Origin of the sequence: Flavobacterium succinicans LMG 10402 (assembly GCF_000611675.1) — a bacterium.
GTDB classification, from domain to species: Bacteria; Bacteroidota; Bacteroidia; order Flavobacteriales; family Flavobacteriaceae; genus Flavobacterium; species Flavobacterium succinicans.
The window spans coordinates 34774-52943 of the sequence record NZ_JATV01000012.1 but is presented as its reverse complement, the minus strand read 5'-3'; the positions used below and the strand labels follow the sequence as shown (position 1 = coordinate 52943).

Genomic DNA, 18170 nt, shown 5'->3' with positions numbered 1-18170 from the left:
AATCCCTTTCCAAAAAATCTAAAATCTAAAATCTGAAGTCTGTATTCTTTTCTTATCTTTGCAGACTTAAAATTCAGAACATAATGGCCTTATCAGAACAAGAAATTATCCGAAGAGAAAAACTTCAAGCATTACGTAATCTAGGAATCAATCCTTATCCTGCCAATCTTTTTCCAGTTAATCATACCTCAAAGCAAGTAAAGGAAACTTTTGAAGAAGGCAAGAAAGTAATTGTTGCTGGCCGATTAATGAGTGTGAGAGATCAAGGAAAAGCTTGTTTTGCAGAGCTTCAAGATAGCGAAGGACGTATACAATTGTACGTAAATCGCGATGTTTTGTGCCCAGAAGAAGACAAAACGTTATACAATCAAGTTTTTAAAAAATTAACCGATTTAGGCGATTTTATTGGTATTGAAGGAGAATTGTTTACTACCAAAGTAGGCGCGCAATGTATTCGTGTAGATGAATTTACATTTTTGAGCAAAACCTTGCGTCCTTTACCCTTACCAAAAATCGACGAAGACGGAAAAATTCACGATGCGTTCAACGATGCCGAGTTGCGTTACAGAATGCGTTATGTAGATTTGACCGTAAACCAACACGTAAAAGAAACCTTTATCAAAAGAACGAAATTGTTCACAGCGATGCGAACTTTCTTTAACGAAGCTGGGTACTTAGAAGTAGAAACTCCTGTTTTGCAATCCATTCCTGGTGGTGCAGCAGCGAGACCATTTATAACGCATCACAACTCTTTGGATATTCCATTATATATGCGAATTGCCAATGAATTGTATTTGAAAAGACTAATCGTTGGTGGTTTTGATGGTGTGTACGAATTCTCAAAAAATTTCCGTAACGAAGGTATGGACAGAACCCATAATCCTGAATTTACCGCTATGGAAATTTATGTAGCCTACAAAGACTACAACTGGATGATGGAATTTACAGAGCAATTATTGGAATATTGCGCAACAGCTGTAAACGGAACTAGTGAAGTGACTTTTGGCGAACACACTATCAATTTCAAAGCACCTTATGCTCGTGTAACGATGACCGATGCCATCAAGCATTTTACAGGTTTTGATATTTCTGGTAAAAGTGAAGCCGAATTGTTTGAAGCTGCTAAAGGTATGGGCATTGAAGTGGATGAAACTATGGGTAAAGGAAAATTGATTGATGAAATTTTTGGCGCAAAATGCGAAGGAAATTATATTCAGCCGACTTTCATCACTGATTATCCAAAAGAAATGTCGCCATTGTGTAAAGAACACCGCGACAATCCAGAATTAACAGAACGTTTCGAATTGATGGTTTGCGGAAAAGAAATTGCTAATGCCTACTCAGAATTGAACGACCCAATAGACCAAAGAGAACGTTTTGAAGACCAAATGCGTTTGGCTGAAAAAGGAGATGATGAGGCGAACGGAACTATTGACGAAGATTTCTTGAGAGCGCTAGAATACGGAATGCCACCAACCTCTGGATTAGGAATTGGAATGGACCGTTTGATGATGTTCTTGACTAATAACGCCTCTATTCAGGAAGTGCTTTTGTTCCCACAAATGCGACCAGAAAAGAAAAAAGCAACTGTAGAATTAGAAGCTGACGAAAAAGTAATTGTTACCCTTTTACAAGCCAATGACAATCAAATGGAATTTAGTTTACTAAAAGTCAAATCCGAATTGAGTGGTAAAAAATGGGATAAAGCAATGAAAAACCTTTCCGCACTTGGAATGACCGAAGTGGTGGTTGATGGTGATGTAAAAGCTTGCCGATTGAAAGAGTAAAATTTTCAAAACATATATACAAAGGAGTTTCAAATAGAAGCTCCTTTTTTTATATAAATTATCTTTATCTTTGAGTAAAATTATATGATATGGAAAATCTAATATCAAGAATCACGATAAATCCTGATATTTGCCACGGAAAACCTACAGTGAGAAATATGAGATGGCCTGTAGAAGTAATCCTTGACATGCTGGGTTCGGGTATGGAAATATCAGAGATAATGGAAGATCATCGTGAATTAGAAAAGGAAGATGTTTTAGCTTGTTTAGCATATGCAAAACTATCCATTTCTGGTGATATTCTAAAAGAAGTTAGCTAATGAAGTTCCTATGTGATGTCCATATTTCCATTAAACTAGTTAAACATCTCAATACTATAGGTTTTGAATGTATTCATCACCTCAATACTATTTTAGACAAATGATTCACATCCGACCGTAAAATTGCTGAATTTTCAGATGCGAATGATTTTACACTTATAACTAAAGATTTTAATTTTAAAAATTCATTCCTTGTGAACAAAACACCCAAAAAACTCATAAAAATAAATTTGGGAAATATTTCAAACGAAAGTTTAATAGAAATATTTGACTTTAATATCCATAAAATCCATTCAATAAATGACGCACACAATTGTTTTATGCTCGAAATAAACAAAAACTATTTGAATTTGGTGGTCGAATAAAAAAAGGAGTTTCAAAATTGAAGCTCCTTTTTAGGTTATTATCTTTTTTTAATTTTAATATGCTTCGAGCGTAGCTTGTTATCTTTAGCAAAGCGTTGCAATTGCTCACTAGCTTCAGGAAAGCGATCCGAAGACAGAATAGTAGCACCGTTCAATACTAATTGATAATACAATGCCTCGCCATTAGTCGCAGCACTTTTATCAATATTACCCATAGTCCCTACGATACACGCAATTTTTCGACTGTGTAAATAACTGTACACTTCAGGTTTCGGTGCCGACGTTCCCACAAAAGCGATCATTTTTTCTGCTTTTACTCCCAAAGCTTCCATACGCTCTACGTCCTCTTTTCCTCTTGCCGAAACGGACAGCATCAAATCAGGAGCCAAACGCGCCACCTCAGCAGCTTGATTAGCATTGTAAGTAATAATTACCGAATACGCTTCTGCTTGGTTGCGACGCACGGCATCGATTACTTTTTGCATCGGCACTCCTTTTTTGACATCTAGGTTAAAAATCACTTTTCCTTTCCCCCATTGCAACACCTGATCTAGTGTTTCAATTTTGTAAGGAGTTGCTTTACCCTGTGGATCTTCGAGATAGAATTCCTGTAATTCTTTATAAGTATAGTTTCCTATCAGTCCTGTACCCGTTGTGGTGCGATCCAATTTATCATCATGCATCATCACCAAAACCGAATCTTTGGATAACGCAATATCTGTTTCAATGATCGCGGGATTATACTGAATGGTATTTTGAAACGTAGCTGTACAATTTTCTGGAAATCCCGGCATTGGTGCCCCACGATGTGCACTCACCAAAGGAAGCGATTTTTTGGAATACCTCAAAAATTGTTGCAATTCGTTGACCGACTTAAAGGCAATTCTATGTTCTGTAGTTTGAGCCTGTAGCGACAACAAAGTCAAAAAAAGTCCGAGTAAAAATAAACGTTTCATTTTCATATTATAAATTTTAGCTTTCAAAAATATTGAAATGAAATCCAATGCCTCTTTCTTTTTAAAAATTTTAAGATTTAAACAGACAATAAGTTATTAACAACGCACTGCCAATAAACTCGCAAACCGAACAAATTCAATACTTCCGATTCCTTTTCCTATGGGTATAAAAAAAGGCAAAACATGACAAATATCAGTCCCAAGAACAGCCATTAGGGGTAAAATTGCACTATACAAAAACAAATTCCAAAACAAAATTATAACACTGATTTCAAGTCGTTTACAACAAACCGACTTGGAATTTTTATGTGTCATTTATATTTTTAAGCAAAAAAACCATCTATTTTTTTAACAACATTTTACAAACTAAAACTTTCAGAATCATGGAAAAATACGTAATCAAACGGAATGGAGAATACAAACCTTTTGCAGCATTCAAAATCAAGGATGCACTTGAAAAAAGTTTTAAAAGTGTTCATCAATCAGTAGATGAACAAGTCTTTGTAAAAGTGATGGAAGAGTTAGATTCCATGACAACTTGGTCCGTAGAAGAAATCCAAGATTGCATCGAAAAAACACTTTTTGAAAACAAACATTTTGATGTCATGCGCTCATTTATGTTGTTCAGACACACACGTAAATTGCAACGCGAGCATGCAGAAGGCATCAACGAGGACACCACTTATGTAGACAGCACACAAACTATTGAAGAATATATTCATCAAACTGACTGGCGTATCAATGCCAACGCCAACACTTCCTACTCCAATGCTGGTTTGGTAAACAATGTAGCCGGAAAAATCATTGCCAATTATTGGTTAGATAAAGTCTACACCAAACAAGAAGGCTATGCACATAGAAATGGCGACATCCACATTCACGATCTCGATTGTTTAACGGGATACTGTGCGGGTTGGAGTTTAAGAGTCCTACTCAACGAAGGTTTCAATGGTGTTCGCGGCCGTGTAGAAAGCAGACCACCAGCTCATTTTAGAGAAGCCTTAGGACAAATGGCTAACTTTTTAGGCATCCTTCAAAGTGAATGGGCCGGAGCACAAGCCTTCAGCTCTTTCGATACCTATTTAGCTCCTTATGTTTTTAAAGACAATTTATCGTTTGACGAAGTACTCAAAGCCGTTCGCAGCTTTGTCTACAACTTAAACGTACCCGCTCGTTGGGGGCAATCTCCCTTTACCAACATCACCTTGGATTGGGTCGTGCCAGAGGATTTAAAAACACAAATTCCAACTAAAAAAGACCATCACTTTTTCGAAAAGGAAACCAGTACAGATCTTTTAGAACGTGCCAAAGCACGAGGCGTAAATACCTTAACCGAATTGCGTTACGAGCATTTCCAAACCGAAATGAACCTCATCAACAAAGCGTATTACACCGTAATGACCGAAGGCGATGCCAACGGACAACCTTTTACCTTCCCGATTCCTACGGTCAACATTACCGAAGAATTTGATTGGGATGGTGAAAACACCGAATTACTGTTCGAAAACACGGCCAAAATTGGATCTTCTTATTTCCAAAACTTCATCGGCAGCCAATATGTGCTCGACGAGAACGGAAACAAAGAAGAGAACCCCAACGCCTACAAACCCAATGCCGTTCGAAGCATGTGTTGTCGTTTGCAACTCGATTTACGTGAGCTGTTAAAACGAGGCAACGGACTATTCGGTAGCGCCGAAATGACTGGAAGTATTGGCGTAGTCACCATCAACATGGCGCGTTTGGGCTATTTATACAAAGGCAACAAAGCCGGTTTAATCGAACAGTTGGACAACCTGCTATACATTTCCAAATCCACCTTAGAAAAGAAAAGAGTCTTCATTCAAGAAATGTACGACCGCGGCTTGTTCCCGTACACTAAACGTTACTTATCGCATTTCCGCAACCATTTCTCCACCATCGGAGTGAACGGTATGAACGAAATGATCCTGAATTTTAGCAATAATACCGATACAATCACCACGCCAACCGGAATCGAATTTGCCGGTGAAATCTTGGAACACATTCGTAATCGCATGAAAGAATTCCAAGAAAGTACCGGAAACTTATACAATCTCGAAGCCACACCAGCCGAAGGAACCACGTACCGATTTGCCAAAGAAGACAAAAAACGCTTTGCCGATATCATCCAAGCTGGAGAGGGAGAGAATTTTTATTACACCAATAGTTCACAAATTCCAGCCGATCATACCGAAGATCCGTTCGAAGCCCTGTATTTACAAGATGGCTTACAATGCAAATACACTGGCGGAACCGTGCTACACCTCTACATGAGCGAAAAAATCAGTTCCTCCGAAGCCTGTAAACAATTTGTCAAAAAAGTAATTTCCAATTTCAAACTGCCCTACATCACCGTAACCCCAGTATTCAGCGTATGCCCTGTACACGGTTACTTGAATGGCGAACACGAATATTGCCCAAAATGTGACGAAGCTTTAATTCAAGAAAAAGAAAAAGAAGCACTAGCCAGCTAATTTTTAGGAGCAGCAACAAGGGGCTTATCAACCAACATCGTTCCCGCTCTTCGCTACAATTCCCCGCAGAAAAAGCGGGGGATTTTCACTGCGGTCGGGGCTAAAGAGCCACAAAGTACCCTTTTGGAAACATCCAAAAAACGTTGAACCATAACAATTCAAACCTTTAAACCACCTTAAACTTTAAACAATTTAAACCCTAAAATAATGAAAACACATCCTGTTTTAGCACAAAACCCAGAACGCAGAACCAAATGTCTAGTGTACACTCGAGTGATGGGCTACCACCGTCCGGTAGAAAGCTTTAATATTGGTAAAAAAGGAGAACACAAACAACGCACCCATTTCAATGAATGCAAGTGTTAGTACACCCCTTTACAGTATAACTCCATTCACCTTATTGGATTATCCGCATCAGTCAGCCTGCATCCTTTGGTTTGCAGGCTGCAACATGCGGTGCCAATATTGCTACAATCCAGAAATCGTGTTAGGCAAAGGTAAACTCACCTTTCAACACGCTATTGATTTCCTAAACACCCGTAAAAACCTACTCGATGCTGTAGTTTTTAGCGGTGGCGAATGCCTATTACACAAAAACTGCATCGAATTCATTGCAACCGTTAAAAAAATGGGCTTTTTGGTAAAAATTGACACCAACGGTTCCAATCCGAAAGTACTCCAAACCTTACTCGAGCAACAAACCATAGATTACGTGGCCTTGGACTTCAAAGCCATGCCCCACACTTTCGAAACAATAACCCAATCTGATTTGTTTGCCCCTTTCGAGCAATCCCTTGAATTGCTACTCAAACATTCCGTACCCTTCGAAGTACGCACCACCATCCACACTGATTTAATCTCAACATCAGACCTTCAAAAAATGATCCATTATTTGGAGCGTAAAGGCTATCATGGCCAATACTATATTCAGCACTTTGTAAACGAAGCGCCTACCATCAAAAAACTAGGTCATTCTCAACGCCAATTTAATGCGCAAACCTTTGCTCCTGAAAAACTACAACTTGTGATCCGGAATTAAACCCGTCCCCCAAAGCAAAACAACATCAAAACACCACGGTTCCACTTCCAATGTTTTCACAAACACTACTCAAAAATTTGTATTTCTTTTCCAAACCCTCCACTTTACTACATCCACATCCGATTCTAAACCGGATAATATTTGATTTACAGCAAATTAAAAAACAGTAAAATAATTCACAGTGAATGAAAAAATAAGTTAATTCTTTCATAAAAAAATATGTAGTATTTTATTTATACCTAAGTTTGAAAAACAAAAAACTATATCTTATGAAAAAAATTACACTTACTGTACTCGTACTATTGGTTACCAACTTCGTTATTGCACAAGCAAAAGACGGTCAACTTTCCAAAAAAAAATGGCTTATTGAAGCCAACACCGGATTTGGTGATAACGTAGGAAATACTTCTTTTTACTTTTCTTCTAAAGACGGAAAAACTTCCTATAATGTTGGGCTCGAAGGAGGTTACTTCATTAAAGATAATTTAGCGCTTAAACTAGGATTAGGTTTTGGCGAAACCGCAGGAAGTGGATCTAACGACCCCATAGCCTATAAAATAGGGGTAAAATATTACTTCAAAAAAATGATTCCCGTTGAAATATCCTATAATGGAGTTGGGATTGGAGACACAGACGCTAACCCAAAATCCGTAGGCATACAAGCCGGTTATGCTATTTTTATAGGCAAAAACATTAGTATAGAACCAGGCATTAGATATAATAAAGCCCTATACAATCAATATTTCGATGATAGTTTTCAATTCAATATTGGTTTTGCTTTGCATCTATAAAAACTGCACAACTACTCATTATTCATGCCTCCAACAAAACATTGGAGGTTTTTTTTGGCCATGATACTCCTTCCTCTGGCATCTTTAACTTCAATACTCGGCTTACAGTTATCCTAAAACAACATTCAATCCTTTCAATTAACTTACATTTTTTAGAAAAAAAGCATCCTTTTAAAAGCTTTCAAATCTCATCAACAAATTGTGACCAAAAAAAACGAACCACTTCTAAACCTGATATTTATCATTGTGAATTAAATAAGGTAACAATACTTTTACAGCCCCTTTAAAAAAATAAATTATTTAAAAAAAGGAAAGAAAATGGAAGATTTAAAAGCAAAAATTTTAGCGCTCAAAAAAGAAAAAAATGCCGTCATTTTGGCCCATTATTATCAAGACACCGACATTCAAGATATTGCAGATTATGTAGGAGATAGTTTAGGTTTGTCTCAAGAAGCTACCAAAGTTGAAGCATCGATTATTCTTTTTGCTGGCGTACATTTCATGGCCGAAACCGCCAAAATTTTAAATCCATCCAAAAAAGTCATTCTACCTGATCTCAATGCTGGCTGTTCTTTGGCCGATTCTTGCCCTGCCGATGCCTTCAAAAAATTCAAAGAAGCCCATCCAGATCACTTAGTAATTACCTATGTGAATTGCTCAGCCGAAGTAAAAGCGCTAACCGATATTGTGTGTACCTCAGCCAATGCACTAAAAATTGTCAACTCAATACCCAAAGAAACACCCATTATTTTTGCGCCAGACAAAAACTTGGGAAAATATATCAGTAATGAAACTGGCCGAGAATTATTGCTTTGGGACGGATCCTGCGTTGTACACGAAGCTTTTTCACTGGAAAAACTCATCGATTTATACCGACAAAACCCCGATGCCGAAATCATTGCGCATCCCGAATCAGAAACGCACATTCTCAAAACCGCGCATTATATTGGCTCTACCGCTGGCATGATCAACTATGTCAAAAACAGTACTTGCGAAAAATTTATAGTAGCTACCGAAGTGGGTATTTTGCACAAAATGCAAGAAGAGGTACCCAATAAAATCTTAATTCCAGCACCTTCCAAAGAGGACAATACTTGCGCTTGTAGCGAATGTGCTTATATGAAAGCGAACACTTTACAAAAAGTATACGATTGCCTTTTAAACGAAACCCCCGAAATCATCATACCCGAAACCATACAAAAACAAGCTTTACGACCAATTGAGCGCATGCTTGAACTCTCAAACTAATGATACAAACCAACTACTTAATCATAGGATCTGGCGTAGCGGGCTTAACCTTTGCCTTAAAAATAGCAGCGCGATTTCCAGAAAAAAAAATAACCATTGTTACCAAATCCAATGCCGAAGAATCGAACACCAAATATGCGCAAGGCGGTATTGCCATTGTAACCAACAAACTAGAGGACTCTTACGAGAAACACATTCAAGACACCCTAATCTGTGGCGATGGATTGTGCGATGAATCAGTAGTCCGAAAAGTAATAACCGAAGGTCCAAAACGCCTACAAGAATTAATTAATTGGGGCGCACAATTTGACAAAAACGCTCAAGGCCATTTTGATTTAGGCAAAGAAGGTGGACATTCGCAAAACCGCGTGGTGCATCACAAAGACCAAACAGGTTTCGAAATAGAACGCGCCATTTTACAACAAGTGTACCTTCAAGACAACATCACGGTTTTGGATCATCATTTTGCCATTGACCTAATAGCCGAAAACAATCATTGTTTTGGAGCTATCATTTTGAATCAAAAAGACAAAACTATCTTGCACTGTTATGCCAACTACACCCTTCTAGCCACTGGCGGAATAGGAAATGTATATGGTCATACTACCAACCCCGTGATTGCTACTGGCGACGGAATTGCCATGGCCTACCGCATACAAGCCAATATCAAAGAAATGGAATTCATTCAATTCCATCCTACCGCTTTATTCCATAATGTTTTGGGAACTCAGTTTTTAATTTCAGAGGCCGTAAGAGGCTTTGGTGCGTACTTAAAAACCAAAAATGGTTATCGCTTCATGCAAGATTATGACGAGAGATTAGAACTAGCCTCACGAGATATCATTTCGCAAAGTATCGATTTGGAATTAAAAAAATCAGGTGAGTCGTGTGTTTACCTCGATTGTACACATTTGGATATGACTACATTTACAGCCCATTTCCCCACGATCTTCGAACATTGCAAAAGCATTGGCATTGACATTACCAAAGATTGGATTCCAGTAGTTCCTGCCCAACACTATTTATGTGGAGGTATTCAAGTAGATACCCACGGAAAAACATCTGTACAGCATCTTTTTGCCTGTGGCGAATCCTCCAGAACTGGACTGCATGGCGCCAACAGACTAGCCTCCAATTCATTATTAGAAGCCTTGGTTTTCTCCAATACCATCTTCGATTATTTGTCAAATTTAGACGAAAAAGACACATTAGAACCCAAAACAAACCTAAAATCAAGCATTCAAAAAGACCGATTACCACTAATCATCAACTCCGTTTTGAGTCAAATGAAAAGTGAACTACAGCTCTTAATGCGAAGTAATGCCGGAATAGTACGAAACAATCACGATCTAAAAAAAGCCAAGCACCAATTGAATAGCTGGCTCAAAGAACTTCAAGATCTAGAGGACAATTACCAAGGCAACACTGCTTTTTTCGAACTAAAAAACATGATTACCATTGGGATTTTAATCGTGCAACATTCATTGTTGAGAGATCAAAATCATGGCGGTTTTTTCAAAATCAAAAAAGCCAAATACTAAAACATTGTTAACATTAAACCTTTCTCCTTCTTTAGGGTCTTACCTATATAACCCTAAAAATTGAGAAGAAAATGAAAAAATTAGTTTTGGCTGCCCTATTGGCAGTAAGTTTAAGCAGCGTAGCTCAACAAAGGAGAGAAAGACCTAATCGTGACGAAATGGAAAAATTAACTCCAGAACAACGTCAAGAGAAGCATTTGAAAAAAATGACAACTGATTTAAATTTGAATGCCAAACAACAAGAAGAAGTAAAAAAATTATTGGCCGATCAAAGTGCAAAAGCAGCCGATTTTAAAGCCAAAAGAGAGGCCAAAAAGGAGGAACGATTATTAGCCAATGCCAAAGAACGAAAAGCAATGGCTGAAAAAATGAAAGCCGAAAAAGAAGCTACTGAGGCACAAATGAAAAAAATTCTTAGTCCTGAACAATACACCAAATGGGAAAATGACAGAGCCATTCGACAAGAAAAAATGATGGAAAAAAGAGGTGACAGAAAAATGAATAAAGGCGGTTATTAATAAAAAAAGGGAGTTTCAACTACAAGAAACTCCCTTTTCATTTGTATTCCATTCTACTTAAAAGTCTTCGATACTTTATCAATAGCTTGAATAGTAAAATCTAAATCTTCATAGGTCAAGGCATCAGTAATAAACCAAGTTTCATAAGCCGATGGCGCAATGTAAATGCCTTCGTTCAACAAGCCATGAAAGAATTTCTTAAAGGTTACATTATCTCCTTTAGCAGCCGATTGAAAATCAACTACAGGCTCTGCATCAAAATGAACCGAAATCATGGAACCTACTCTATTAATGGTAAAAACCACACTATTTGCCGTAAGTACGTTACGAATTCCTGCTTCTAAATAAGAAGTTTTCTCTTCCAATCGTTGAAATACTGCTCTGTCGTTGTTTAATGACTCTAGCATCGCCAAGCCAGCCGCCATCGCTAACGGATTTCCAGATAAAGTTCCTGCTTGATACACGGGACCTAATGGCGCTAAGTAATTCATAATTTCTTCACGAGCAGCAAAAGCTCCTACTGGCAATCCGCCACCAATTACTTTTCCAAAACAAACGATATCCGCTTGAATGCCGAATAATTCCTGAACTCCACCTGCTGCCAAACGGAAGCCAGTCATCACCTCATCAAAAATCAATAAAATTCCGTTAGCCGAACACAACTCACGTAAACCTTCTAAGAATCCGTTGAGTGGTGGTACACAACCCATATTTCCCGCAACAGGCTCTACAATAATGGCTGCAATTTCATTTGGATTAGCAGCAATCAAAGCGCTAACATTTTCTAAATCATTGTAACGAGCCAGCAAAGTATCTTTGGCGGTTCCTTCGGTTACACCTGGACTATTCGGTACTCCAAAAGTACTTAAGCCACTACCCGCTGCAATCAAAAACGAATCGGAATGACCGTGATAGCAACCTGCAAACTTGATGATTTTATCTCTTTTGGTAAAGCCACGCGCCAAACGAATGGCACTCATACAAGCTTCTGTCCCCGAATTTACAAAACGAATTTTATCGATATTTGGCACCATCGAAACTGCCAAAGCAGCAATTTTAGTTTCTAACTCTGTAGGCATTCCAAAAGAAGTACCTAATTTGGCACGCTCGGTTACAGCCTCCACAACGGGTTCGTAGGCATGACCCAAAATCATCGGCCCCCAAGAATTAATGTAATCAATCAATCGGTTCCCATCTTCATCATATAAATACGCGCCTTGCGCTCTTTGTACAAAAATCGGAGTACCACCTACAGCTTTAAAAGCTCGTACTGGCGAATTTACGCCTCCTGGAATTACTTTTTCCGCTTCAGCAAAAAGCTGACTGCTTCTTTGGTATATCATATTTTTACTATTTATAAAGTATTTTTAATTCTAAAATATCAACTTTAATCAACGTTATTTTTACTTCACAATCAATTTTTGTCCAATTGAAATGGCGTTGTCTGTTAAGTTGTTTTTGCGTTGTAAATCTTCAACCAAAACATTGAATTTTTTGGAAATAGAATACAACGTATCCCCCTTTTGGACTTCATACAGCGAAGCATTACTTGCCACTGACTCCTTTTCTTTTTGATTTTCATCAAAAGCATATTTTTTGCCTAGAACCTTGTTGTCGTATTGATGCAATTGGTAACGTTCGATATACGAAATTAATTTAGTAGGATATTGTGGATCGGTAGCGTATCCAGCGGCTCGTAGCCCTTTAGCCCAAGCTTCATAATCGCCTTTACGCAATGAAAACAAGGCTGCATATCTTTTTTTATTGGTCAAAAACAAGGCGTGATCTTTATAAGACCCCTCAGGATTATCGTATTTACGGAAGCACTCTTGGGCTGAATCATCATCATGATACACACTTTCTCCAGCCCAATCGCTATGGCATTTTATCCCAAAATGATTATTAGAATTAACGGCCAAAGTACCTCTACCCGCTCCCGATTCTAAAATTCCTTGCGCTAAAATAATGCTTGCTGGAATGCCGTATTGTTTCATATTACTCATGGCTACCTCTTTGTAACGGGCAATGTATCTGTGCACCACATCATTGGTAGTTACCGTTTTTGAGGTAGATTGAATGACTTCTGTTTTATTTTTTTTGGAGTAAGAAGTGTTGTTTTTTGAAGAAGTAACTGCTTTTTTAGAGCTATTACAACTCACCAAAACTATAAGGGTAAAAAAATAAAATGCTTTTTTGATCATAATAGTATTGTTGGCCAATTCTTGTTTTGTAATTGAATATTCATCCCCGCAATTCCTTGGAGTCCACCCGTGTGAATCATCAGAATTTTAGAATTTGGTGGAAAATAGTTGCGCTGGATTAAATCCATAACGCCAAAAACCATTTTTCCGGTATAAATTGGGTCTAACGGAATACCCGTTTGTGCATAAAACCAATTCATCCATTCGATAAATTCGGCGGTTACTTTACCATAACCTCCAAAATGATAGTCGGTTTGCAGCTCCCAGTTTTTATCTTGGACAAAATTACGAATTTCATCTTGTAAAAAATCCCCTTTTAACGCTGGAAATCCCAAAACTTTTTGATGCGGCAAAGCACTGTTAATGAGTCCCGAAATGGTCCCTCCCGTTCCAACAGCGCAACAAACAAAATCAAAATCGGCATCGAGCTCCGTTAGAATTTCTTCACAGCCTTTGACGGCCAAATCGTTCGTGCCACCTTCGGGAACCAAATAAAAAGACCCGAATTGTGCTTTAAGTTCTTCAATAAAAGCAGCGTCTGTTTTATGACGATAGGCTTCACGGGTGACAAATTCAAAACGCATGCCGCATTCTTGAGCAAAAGACAAAGTAGGGTTTTCCGAAATTTTATCGCGCAATTCATCCCCTCGAATCACACCGATAGTTTCAAAACCTTGCTCTTTTCCAGCATAGGCAACAGCAGCAATATGATTGGAGAAAGCGCCCCCAAAAGTGAGTAACACCGAATGATTTTCGGCTTTGGCTTGGAGTACATTGTATTTTAGTTTTCGGAATTTATTGCCTGAGACAAAGGGATGAAGTAAATCTTCCCTTTTTATTTCAAGAGTAATTCCATTGGGCAATTCGTATGTTATTTTTTGATTCAAAGTGTATAGATTTTACAAAATTAACCGCAAGGTTCGCAAAGATTTACGCAAAGTTCACTAAGCTTTGCGGTCATTGCGCTTTCTTTGCGAACCTTGCGGTTAAATAGGCTTTTAATTTCTTTTTGTGTGCAAATAGTTTAAAAAACTAAAATACTTTCTAGTTTCAAGGTACTCCAAATTGGATTCGTTCGCATAAGCTTCGCGTTCAAAACTAAGGTTGCGATACGCTACATTTTTATCTTGATAGTAACACCAACGGATTAAAAACTCTAGGCTGTACCAAATAAAAAAAGGAATAATCAACAATTCTAGTTGTTGTCGCAAATGTATTTTTTCGTGATTGATGAAAATGCGATTCTCTTTGTATCCTGCTTTTTTAACTAGCACAAACGGAAAAGCAGCGAGACCGCTATAGCCTTTTGGAATTAAATATTTAGCAACAATAAGAATCATTTGAGTTTAAAATTTATAGATTTGCAACCATAGAACCTTTTTCTTTAAGGAAAAATGCGATGCGGTCATGCATAAAAAAATATTCATTTATGACAGAACAAAGTAATGAAAATAAATTAACAGAAGGGGAAGATTTTTACTTTACTCCCGAAGGCTATAAATGTTTTACCGAAAAGCATCACCTAAAAAGAGGTTATTGCTGCAAAAATGGTTGCCGTCATTGTCCGTATGGCTATGATAAGAAAACGGGAGGGTTTAAGAAGGTAGACAGAGGTTAGAATTTAGAAGTTAGAGGTTAGAAAATTGAAGGCAGAAAGCAGATTGAAGAAGGCAGAAATTAGTCATCAGTGGTCAGTTTTTAATGTTCAGATTGAATAAAATAGAAAGCAGATTGTAACAATAGCCTAGTTGAATTTATTACACTTAAAATACAAAAACTCATAGAAATGGATGTGCTTTCTTTACAATACAGAATCAAAATATACAAGTCCTACCATCGGTCGGATATTCGATATCCTTAGTCGGTTTTGAACTAACTAGAGGGTAAAGACAATGCCACTAGATTAAGGATTAAATGATAAAATGATTGCTGATTTTTGATTAACGATTTTTGATTGATGATATACAAAATACTGAAAATCAATTACTCTTCACTTACTTATTCCAAAATCTAAAATCAAGAATCGTTAATCTTCAATCTAAAATCTCTTAACTTAATGACAGTGAACTAGAGGGTGACGATATAGCCCAAGTAGTTTTGGAAACGAAAAGTCCTTGGTCTACGGGTCGCGAGAGGGATAGGAACTGGCTACCGAAGTAGCGTGGATAGCCCGACCGCAATACCGCAAGTGGCCGTATCACGACAACGCTGCGTAGGCCACTTGAGGTATTGCGTTCTCGCCCAAATCTTACTAAAAAGTATCGCAATTATTTTATTTTCGATTGTAAAAACAAAAAAAAGATGACATTTAAAGAACAAATCCAACAAGGAATACCTGATATTTTACCACAACCTAAGCCGTATGATGCTGCTATAAATCACGCACCGAAACGCAAAGAGATTTTAACGGCAGAAGAGAAAAAGTTGGCGTTGCGCAATGCGTTGCGTTATTTTGACCCGAAACATCATTCGGAATTAGTACCTGAATTCTCGGAAGAATTAGAGCAATACGGGCGCATTTATATGTACCGTTTTCGTCCTGATTATAAAATGTACGCACGTCCAATTGACGAATATCCAGGGAAAAGCGAGCAAGCGAAAGCCATTATGTTGATGATTCAAAACAACTTGGATTATGCCGTGGCGCAGCATCCGCACGAGTTGATTACGTATGGCGGAAATGGTGCGGTGTTTCAAAATTGGGCACAATACCTTTTGACGATGCAATACTTATCGGAAATGACCGATGAGCAAACGTTGACGATGTATTCTGGCCACCCGATGGGATTGTTTCCGTCGCATAAAGAGGCGCCGAGAGTGGTGGTGACCAACGGGATGGTGATTCCGAATTATTCGGCACCAGACGATTGGGAAAAAATGAATGCCTTGGGCGTTTCGCAATACGGACAAATGACGGCTGGAAGTTATATGTACATTGGTCCACAAGGTATTGTGCACGGAACGACAATTACGGTTTTGAATGGTTTTAGAAAAATTAAAAAGAATCCAAAAGGTGGTTTATTTGTGACTTCTGGATTGGGTGGAATGAGTGGCGCGCAACCCAAAGCGGGAAATATTGCGGGTTGTATCACCGTTTGCGCCGAAGTAAATCCGAAAATTACCCACATTCGTCACAGCCAAGGTTGGATTAATGAAGTGATTGAAGATTTAGACGCTTTAGTGCAACGTGTTGCCTTGGCAAAAACCAATAACGAAACCGTTTCTATTGCTTACTTAGGTAATGTGGTGGATGTTTGGGAACGTTTTGACCAAGAAAATATGCATATTGATTTGGGTTCTGACCAAACTTCATTGCATAATCCGTGGGCTGGCGGGTATTATCCAGCAGGCATTTCGTTTGAAGAAGCCAATGAAATGATGGCCAACCAACCGGACCTTTTTAAAGAAAAAGTCCAAGAAACGTTGCGACGTCACGCAGCGGCTATCAACAAACATACCGCAAAAGGCACGTATTTCTTTGATTATGGTAACGCGTTTTTGTTAGAAGCCTCAAGAGCGGGAGCTGATGTTATGGCTGATAATCCAACGCTTGGCAGAGAATTCAAATATCCTTCATATGTACAAGATATTATGGGACCGATGTGTTTTGATTATGGATTTGGTCCTTTCCGTTGGGTATGTACTTCCGGAAAACCAGAAGATTTGGCCAAAACCGATGCTATTGCTTGTGCCGTTTTAGAAAAAATGATTGAAACTTCACCTATTGAAATTCAGCAACAAATGCAGGATAACATTCAGTGGATAAAAGGTGCTCAAGAAAACAAATTGGTCGTAGGTTCACAAGCGCGAATTTTATACGCCGATGCCGAAGGACGTACTAAAATCGCCGAAGCATTTAACCAAGCCATTGCTAAAGGCGAAATAGGTTATGTGGTTTTAGGTCGTGACCACCACGATGTTTCAGGAACCGATTCGCCTTATCGAGAAACTTCGAATATTTATGACGGTTCAAGATTTACCGCTGATATGGCCATTCATAATGTGATTGGTGATAGTTTCCGCGGCGCTACTTGGGTGTCTATCCACAACGGCGGCGGTGTGGGCTGGGGAGAAGTCATTAATGGTGGCTTTGGTATGGTTCTTGATGGTTCCAAAGAAGCTTCTAAACGTTTGGCATCAATGTTGTTTTGGGATGTCAACAACGGAATTTCTCGAAGAAGCTGGGCGCGTAACGAAGGAGCGATTTTTGCCATCAAACGCGCTATGGAAGTAGAACCTTTACTAAAAGTGACGCTTCCGAACCTTGTTAGCGATGATTTGCTTTAATATTTTGTTAACCTAAAAGATAAACTCATGAAACTAATTAAAATTTTCGCCTTATTAGCAGTAGTATTTTTAAGCTCTTGTAGTAGTATTAGCGTACATTCAGACTACGACAAAACAGTAGATTATAGCACCTTCAAAACCTATGCTTTTTACAAACCAGGCATTGACAAAGTAGAGATTTCGGATCTGGACAAAAAACGTATCTTGAGAGCAATCGATCAACAAATGGCTGCCAAAGGATTTACCAAAAGCGAAACACCTGACTTGTTGATCAATATTTTTACCAAATCAAGAGAACAAGTTAGCGTAAACCAATTCAACGCTGGTTGGGGTTACGGTTGGGGCTGGGGTTGGAATCCTTGGATGATGGGCGGTAATCAAACCACCGTTTCAACTTCTACAGAAGGCACCTTGTTTATCGACCTCATCGATGCCAAAAAGAAAGAAATGATTTGGCAAGGCGAAGGTATTGGAACCTTAACTAAAAACACGGACAAAAAAGACGAAGTAGTTGCTGAATTTGTGGGGAAAATTTTAGCACAATATCCTCCTGTGAAAAAATAAATCGCGGTGAATACCTTATTTGTTTATATTTGCGGCATCACATTTTTTATATGAAAAACAA

The 18170-nt window shown here is 38.4% G+C and carries 18 protein-coding genes; 13 read left to right on the top strand and 5 right to left on the bottom strand.

Annotation, left to right across the window (positions count from 1 at the left end; translation table 11 throughout):
• Positions 1-83 precede the first annotated feature (83 nt).
• The 3 genes from lysS (at position 84) to AO58_RS18425 (ending at position 2472) form a co-directional block, all read left to right on the top strand.
• The gene (gene lysS / locus AO58_RS0112530; RefSeq protein ID WP_024982035.1) at positions 84-1787 is read left to right on the top strand and encodes a lysine--tRNA ligase; all 1704 of its coding nucleotides are present in this window, start codon (positions 84-86) and stop codon (positions 1785-1787) included.
• Positions 1788-1876: 89 nt separating this feature from the next.
• Positions 1877-2107 carry a DUF433 domain-containing protein gene (locus AO58_RS0112525; protein WP_024982034.1) on the top strand — a complete coding sequence of 77 codons (231 nt, stop codon included), beginning with the start codon at positions 1877-1879 and terminating at the stop codon, positions 2105-2107.
• Positions 2108-2229: 122 nt separating this feature from the next.
• Positions 2230-2472, top strand: a complete 243-nt coding sequence (locus AO58_RS18425; protein WP_162150405.1) for a DUF5615 family PIN-like protein — start codon at positions 2230-2232, stop codon at positions 2470-2472.
• Positions 2473-2510: 38 nt separating this feature from the next.
• Here AO58_RS18425 and AO58_RS0112520 read toward each other — a convergent pair whose 3' ends face one another.
• A complete protein-coding gene (locus tag AO58_RS0112520) occupies positions 2511-3428 on the bottom strand; it encodes a glycerophosphodiester phosphodiesterase family protein (RefSeq protein ID WP_162150404.1) in 918 nt (305 codons plus the stop codon).
• A 383-nt stretch (positions 3429-3811) separates the two neighbouring features.
• Here AO58_RS0112520 and AO58_RS0112510 point away from each other — a divergent pair, with 383 nt between their 5' ends.
• From AO58_RS0112510 to AO58_RS0112485, 7 genes are all read left to right on the top strand, one after another.
• Positions 3812-5920 (top strand): ribonucleoside triphosphate reductase, encoded by a 2109-nt coding sequence (locus AO58_RS0112510; protein ID WP_024982031.1) that lies wholly within the window; start codon positions 3812-3814, stop codon positions 5918-5920.
• Positions 5921-6127: 207 nt separating this feature from the next.
• Entirely contained in the window at positions 6128-6286 is a 159-nt protein-coding gene (nrdD, locus tag AO58_RS18025) for an anaerobic ribonucleoside-triphosphate reductase (protein ID WP_074917703.1), read from the top strand.
• On the top strand, positions 6270-6959 hold the full coding sequence (locus tag AO58_RS0112505; protein WP_035717795.1) for an anaerobic ribonucleoside-triphosphate reductase activating protein: 690 nt from the start codon (positions 6270-6272) through the stop codon (positions 6957-6959). The genes nrdD and AO58_RS0112505 overlap by 17 nt, the downstream gene beginning before the upstream one ends.
• A 269-nt stretch (positions 6960-7228) precedes the next feature.
• On the top strand, positions 7229-7750 hold the full coding sequence (locus AO58_RS0112500) for a putative outer membrane beta-barrel protein (protein ID WP_024982029.1): 522 nt from the start codon (positions 7229-7231) through the stop codon (positions 7748-7750).
• A gap of 318 nt (positions 7751-8068) precedes the next feature.
• Positions 8069-8998, top strand: a complete 930-nt coding sequence (gene nadA / locus AO58_RS0112495) for a quinolinate synthase NadA (RefSeq protein ID WP_024982028.1) — start codon at positions 8069-8071, stop codon at positions 8996-8998.
• Positions 8998-10539 carry an L-aspartate oxidase gene (gene nadB, locus AO58_RS0112490; RefSeq protein WP_024982027.1) on the top strand — a complete coding sequence of 514 codons (1542 nt, stop codon included), beginning with the start codon at positions 8998-9000 and terminating at the stop codon, positions 10537-10539. Before nadA ends, nadB begins: the two co-directional genes overlap by 1 nt.
• 71 nt (positions 10540-10610) lie before the next feature.
• Positions 10611-11057: a DUF4890 domain-containing protein gene (locus AO58_RS0112485; protein ID WP_024982026.1), complete on the top strand. Its 447-nt coding sequence runs from the start codon at positions 10611-10613 to the stop codon at positions 11055-11057.
• Positions 11058-11110: 53 nt separating this feature from the next.
• On the opposite strand, the gene hemL is transcribed toward AO58_RS0112485, so the two are convergent.
• The 4 genes from hemL to AO58_RS0112465 form a co-directional block, all read right to left on the bottom strand.
• Positions 11111-12400 carry a glutamate-1-semialdehyde 2,1-aminomutase gene (gene hemL, locus AO58_RS0112480; RefSeq protein WP_024982025.1) on the bottom strand — a complete coding sequence of 430 codons (1290 nt, stop codon included), beginning with the start codon at positions 12398-12400 and terminating at the stop codon, positions 11111-11113.
• Between the two features lie 60 nt (positions 12401-12460).
• Positions 12461-13258, bottom strand: a complete 798-nt coding sequence (locus AO58_RS0112475; protein ID WP_024982024.1) for a glucosaminidase domain-containing protein — start codon at positions 13256-13258, stop codon at positions 12461-12463.
• On the bottom strand, positions 13255-14145 hold the full coding sequence (locus AO58_RS0112470) for a 1-aminocyclopropane-1-carboxylate deaminase/D-cysteine desulfhydrase (RefSeq protein WP_024982023.1): 891 nt from the start codon (positions 14143-14145) through the stop codon (positions 13255-13257). Before AO58_RS0112470 ends, AO58_RS0112475 begins: the two co-directional genes overlap by 4 nt.
• Before the next feature lie 111 nt (positions 14146-14256).
• Positions 14257-14598: a hypothetical protein gene (locus tag AO58_RS0112465; protein ID WP_024982022.1), complete on the bottom strand. Its 342-nt coding sequence runs from the start codon at positions 14596-14598 to the stop codon at positions 14257-14259.
• An 89-nt stretch (positions 14599-14687) separates the two neighbouring features.
• On the opposite strand from AO58_RS0112465, the gene AO58_RS0112460 reads away from it, so the two are divergent.
• From AO58_RS0112460 to AO58_RS0112450, 3 genes are all read left to right on the top strand, one after another.
• On the top strand, positions 14688-14876 hold the full coding sequence (locus AO58_RS0112460) for a C1orf53 family protein (protein WP_024982021.1): 189 nt from the start codon (positions 14688-14690) through the stop codon (positions 14874-14876).
• Between the two features lie 683 nt (positions 14877-15559).
• Positions 15560-17545, top strand: a complete 1986-nt coding sequence (hutU, locus tag AO58_RS0112455) for a urocanate hydratase (RefSeq protein ID WP_024982020.1) — start codon at positions 15560-15562, stop codon at positions 17543-17545.
• 27 nt (positions 17546-17572) lie between these two features.
• Entirely contained in the window at positions 17573-18109 is a 537-nt protein-coding gene (locus AO58_RS0112450) for a DUF4136 domain-containing protein (RefSeq protein ID WP_024982019.1), read from the top strand.
• Positions 18110-18170 lie beyond the last annotated feature (61 nt).

Bases quoted from the DNA above. Each gene is read 5' to 3' on its own strand.
- hutU (WP_024982020.1), top strand. From the start codon at position 15,560: ATGACATTTAAAGAACAAATCCAACAAGGAATACCTGATATTTTACCA.
- AO58_RS0112485 (WP_024982026.1), top strand. From the start codon at position 10,611: ATGAAAAAATTAGTTTTGGCTGCCCTATTGGCAGTAAGTTTAAGCAGC.
- AO58_RS0112510 (WP_024982031.1), top strand. From the start codon at position 3,812: ATGGAAAAATACGTAATCAAACGGAATGGAGAATACAAACCTTTTGCA.
- nrdD (WP_074917703.1), top strand. From the start codon at position 6,128: ATGAAAACACATCCTGTTTTAGCACAAAACCCAGAACGCAGAACCAAA.
- AO58_RS0112450 (WP_024982019.1), top strand. From the start codon at position 17,573: ATGAAACTAATTAAAATTTTCGCCTTATTAGCAGTAGTATTTTTAAGC.
- AO58_RS0112460 (WP_024982021.1), top strand. From the start codon at position 14,688: ATGACAGAACAAAGTAATGAAAATAAATTAACAGAAGGGGAAGATTTT.
- nadB (WP_024982027.1), top strand. From the start codon at position 8,998: ATGATACAAACCAACTACTTAATCATAGGATCTGGCGTAGCGGGCTTA.
- AO58_RS0112500 (WP_024982029.1), top strand. From the start codon at position 7,229: ATGAAAAAAATTACACTTACTGTACTCGTACTATTGGTTACCAACTTC.
- AO58_RS0112465 (WP_024982022.1), bottom strand. From the start codon at position 14,598: ATGATTCTTATTGTTGCTAAATATTTAATTCCAAAAGGCTATAGCGGT.
- lysS (WP_024982035.1), top strand. From the start codon at position 84: ATGGCCTTATCAGAACAAGAAATTATCCGAAGAGAAAAACTTCAAGCA.
- AO58_RS0112475 (WP_024982024.1), bottom strand. From the start codon at position 13,258: ATGATCAAAAAAGCATTTTATTTTTTTACCCTTATAGTTTTGGTGAGT.
- AO58_RS0112520 (WP_162150404.1), bottom strand. From the start codon at position 3,428: ATGAAACGTTTATTTTTACTCGGACTTTTTTTGACTTTGTTGTCGCTA.
- AO58_RS0112525 (WP_024982034.1), top strand. From the start codon at position 1,877: ATGGAAAATCTAATATCAAGAATCACGATAAATCCTGATATTTGCCAC.
- AO58_RS0112505 (WP_035717795.1), top strand. From the start codon at position 6,270: ATGAATGCAAGTGTTAGTACACCCCTTTACAGTATAACTCCATTCACC.
- hemL (WP_024982025.1), bottom strand. From the start codon at position 12,400: ATGATATACCAAAGAAGCAGTCAGCTTTTTGCTGAAGCGGAAAAAGTA.
- nadA (WP_024982028.1), top strand. From the start codon at position 8,069: ATGGAAGATTTAAAAGCAAAAATTTTAGCGCTCAAAAAAGAAAAAAAT.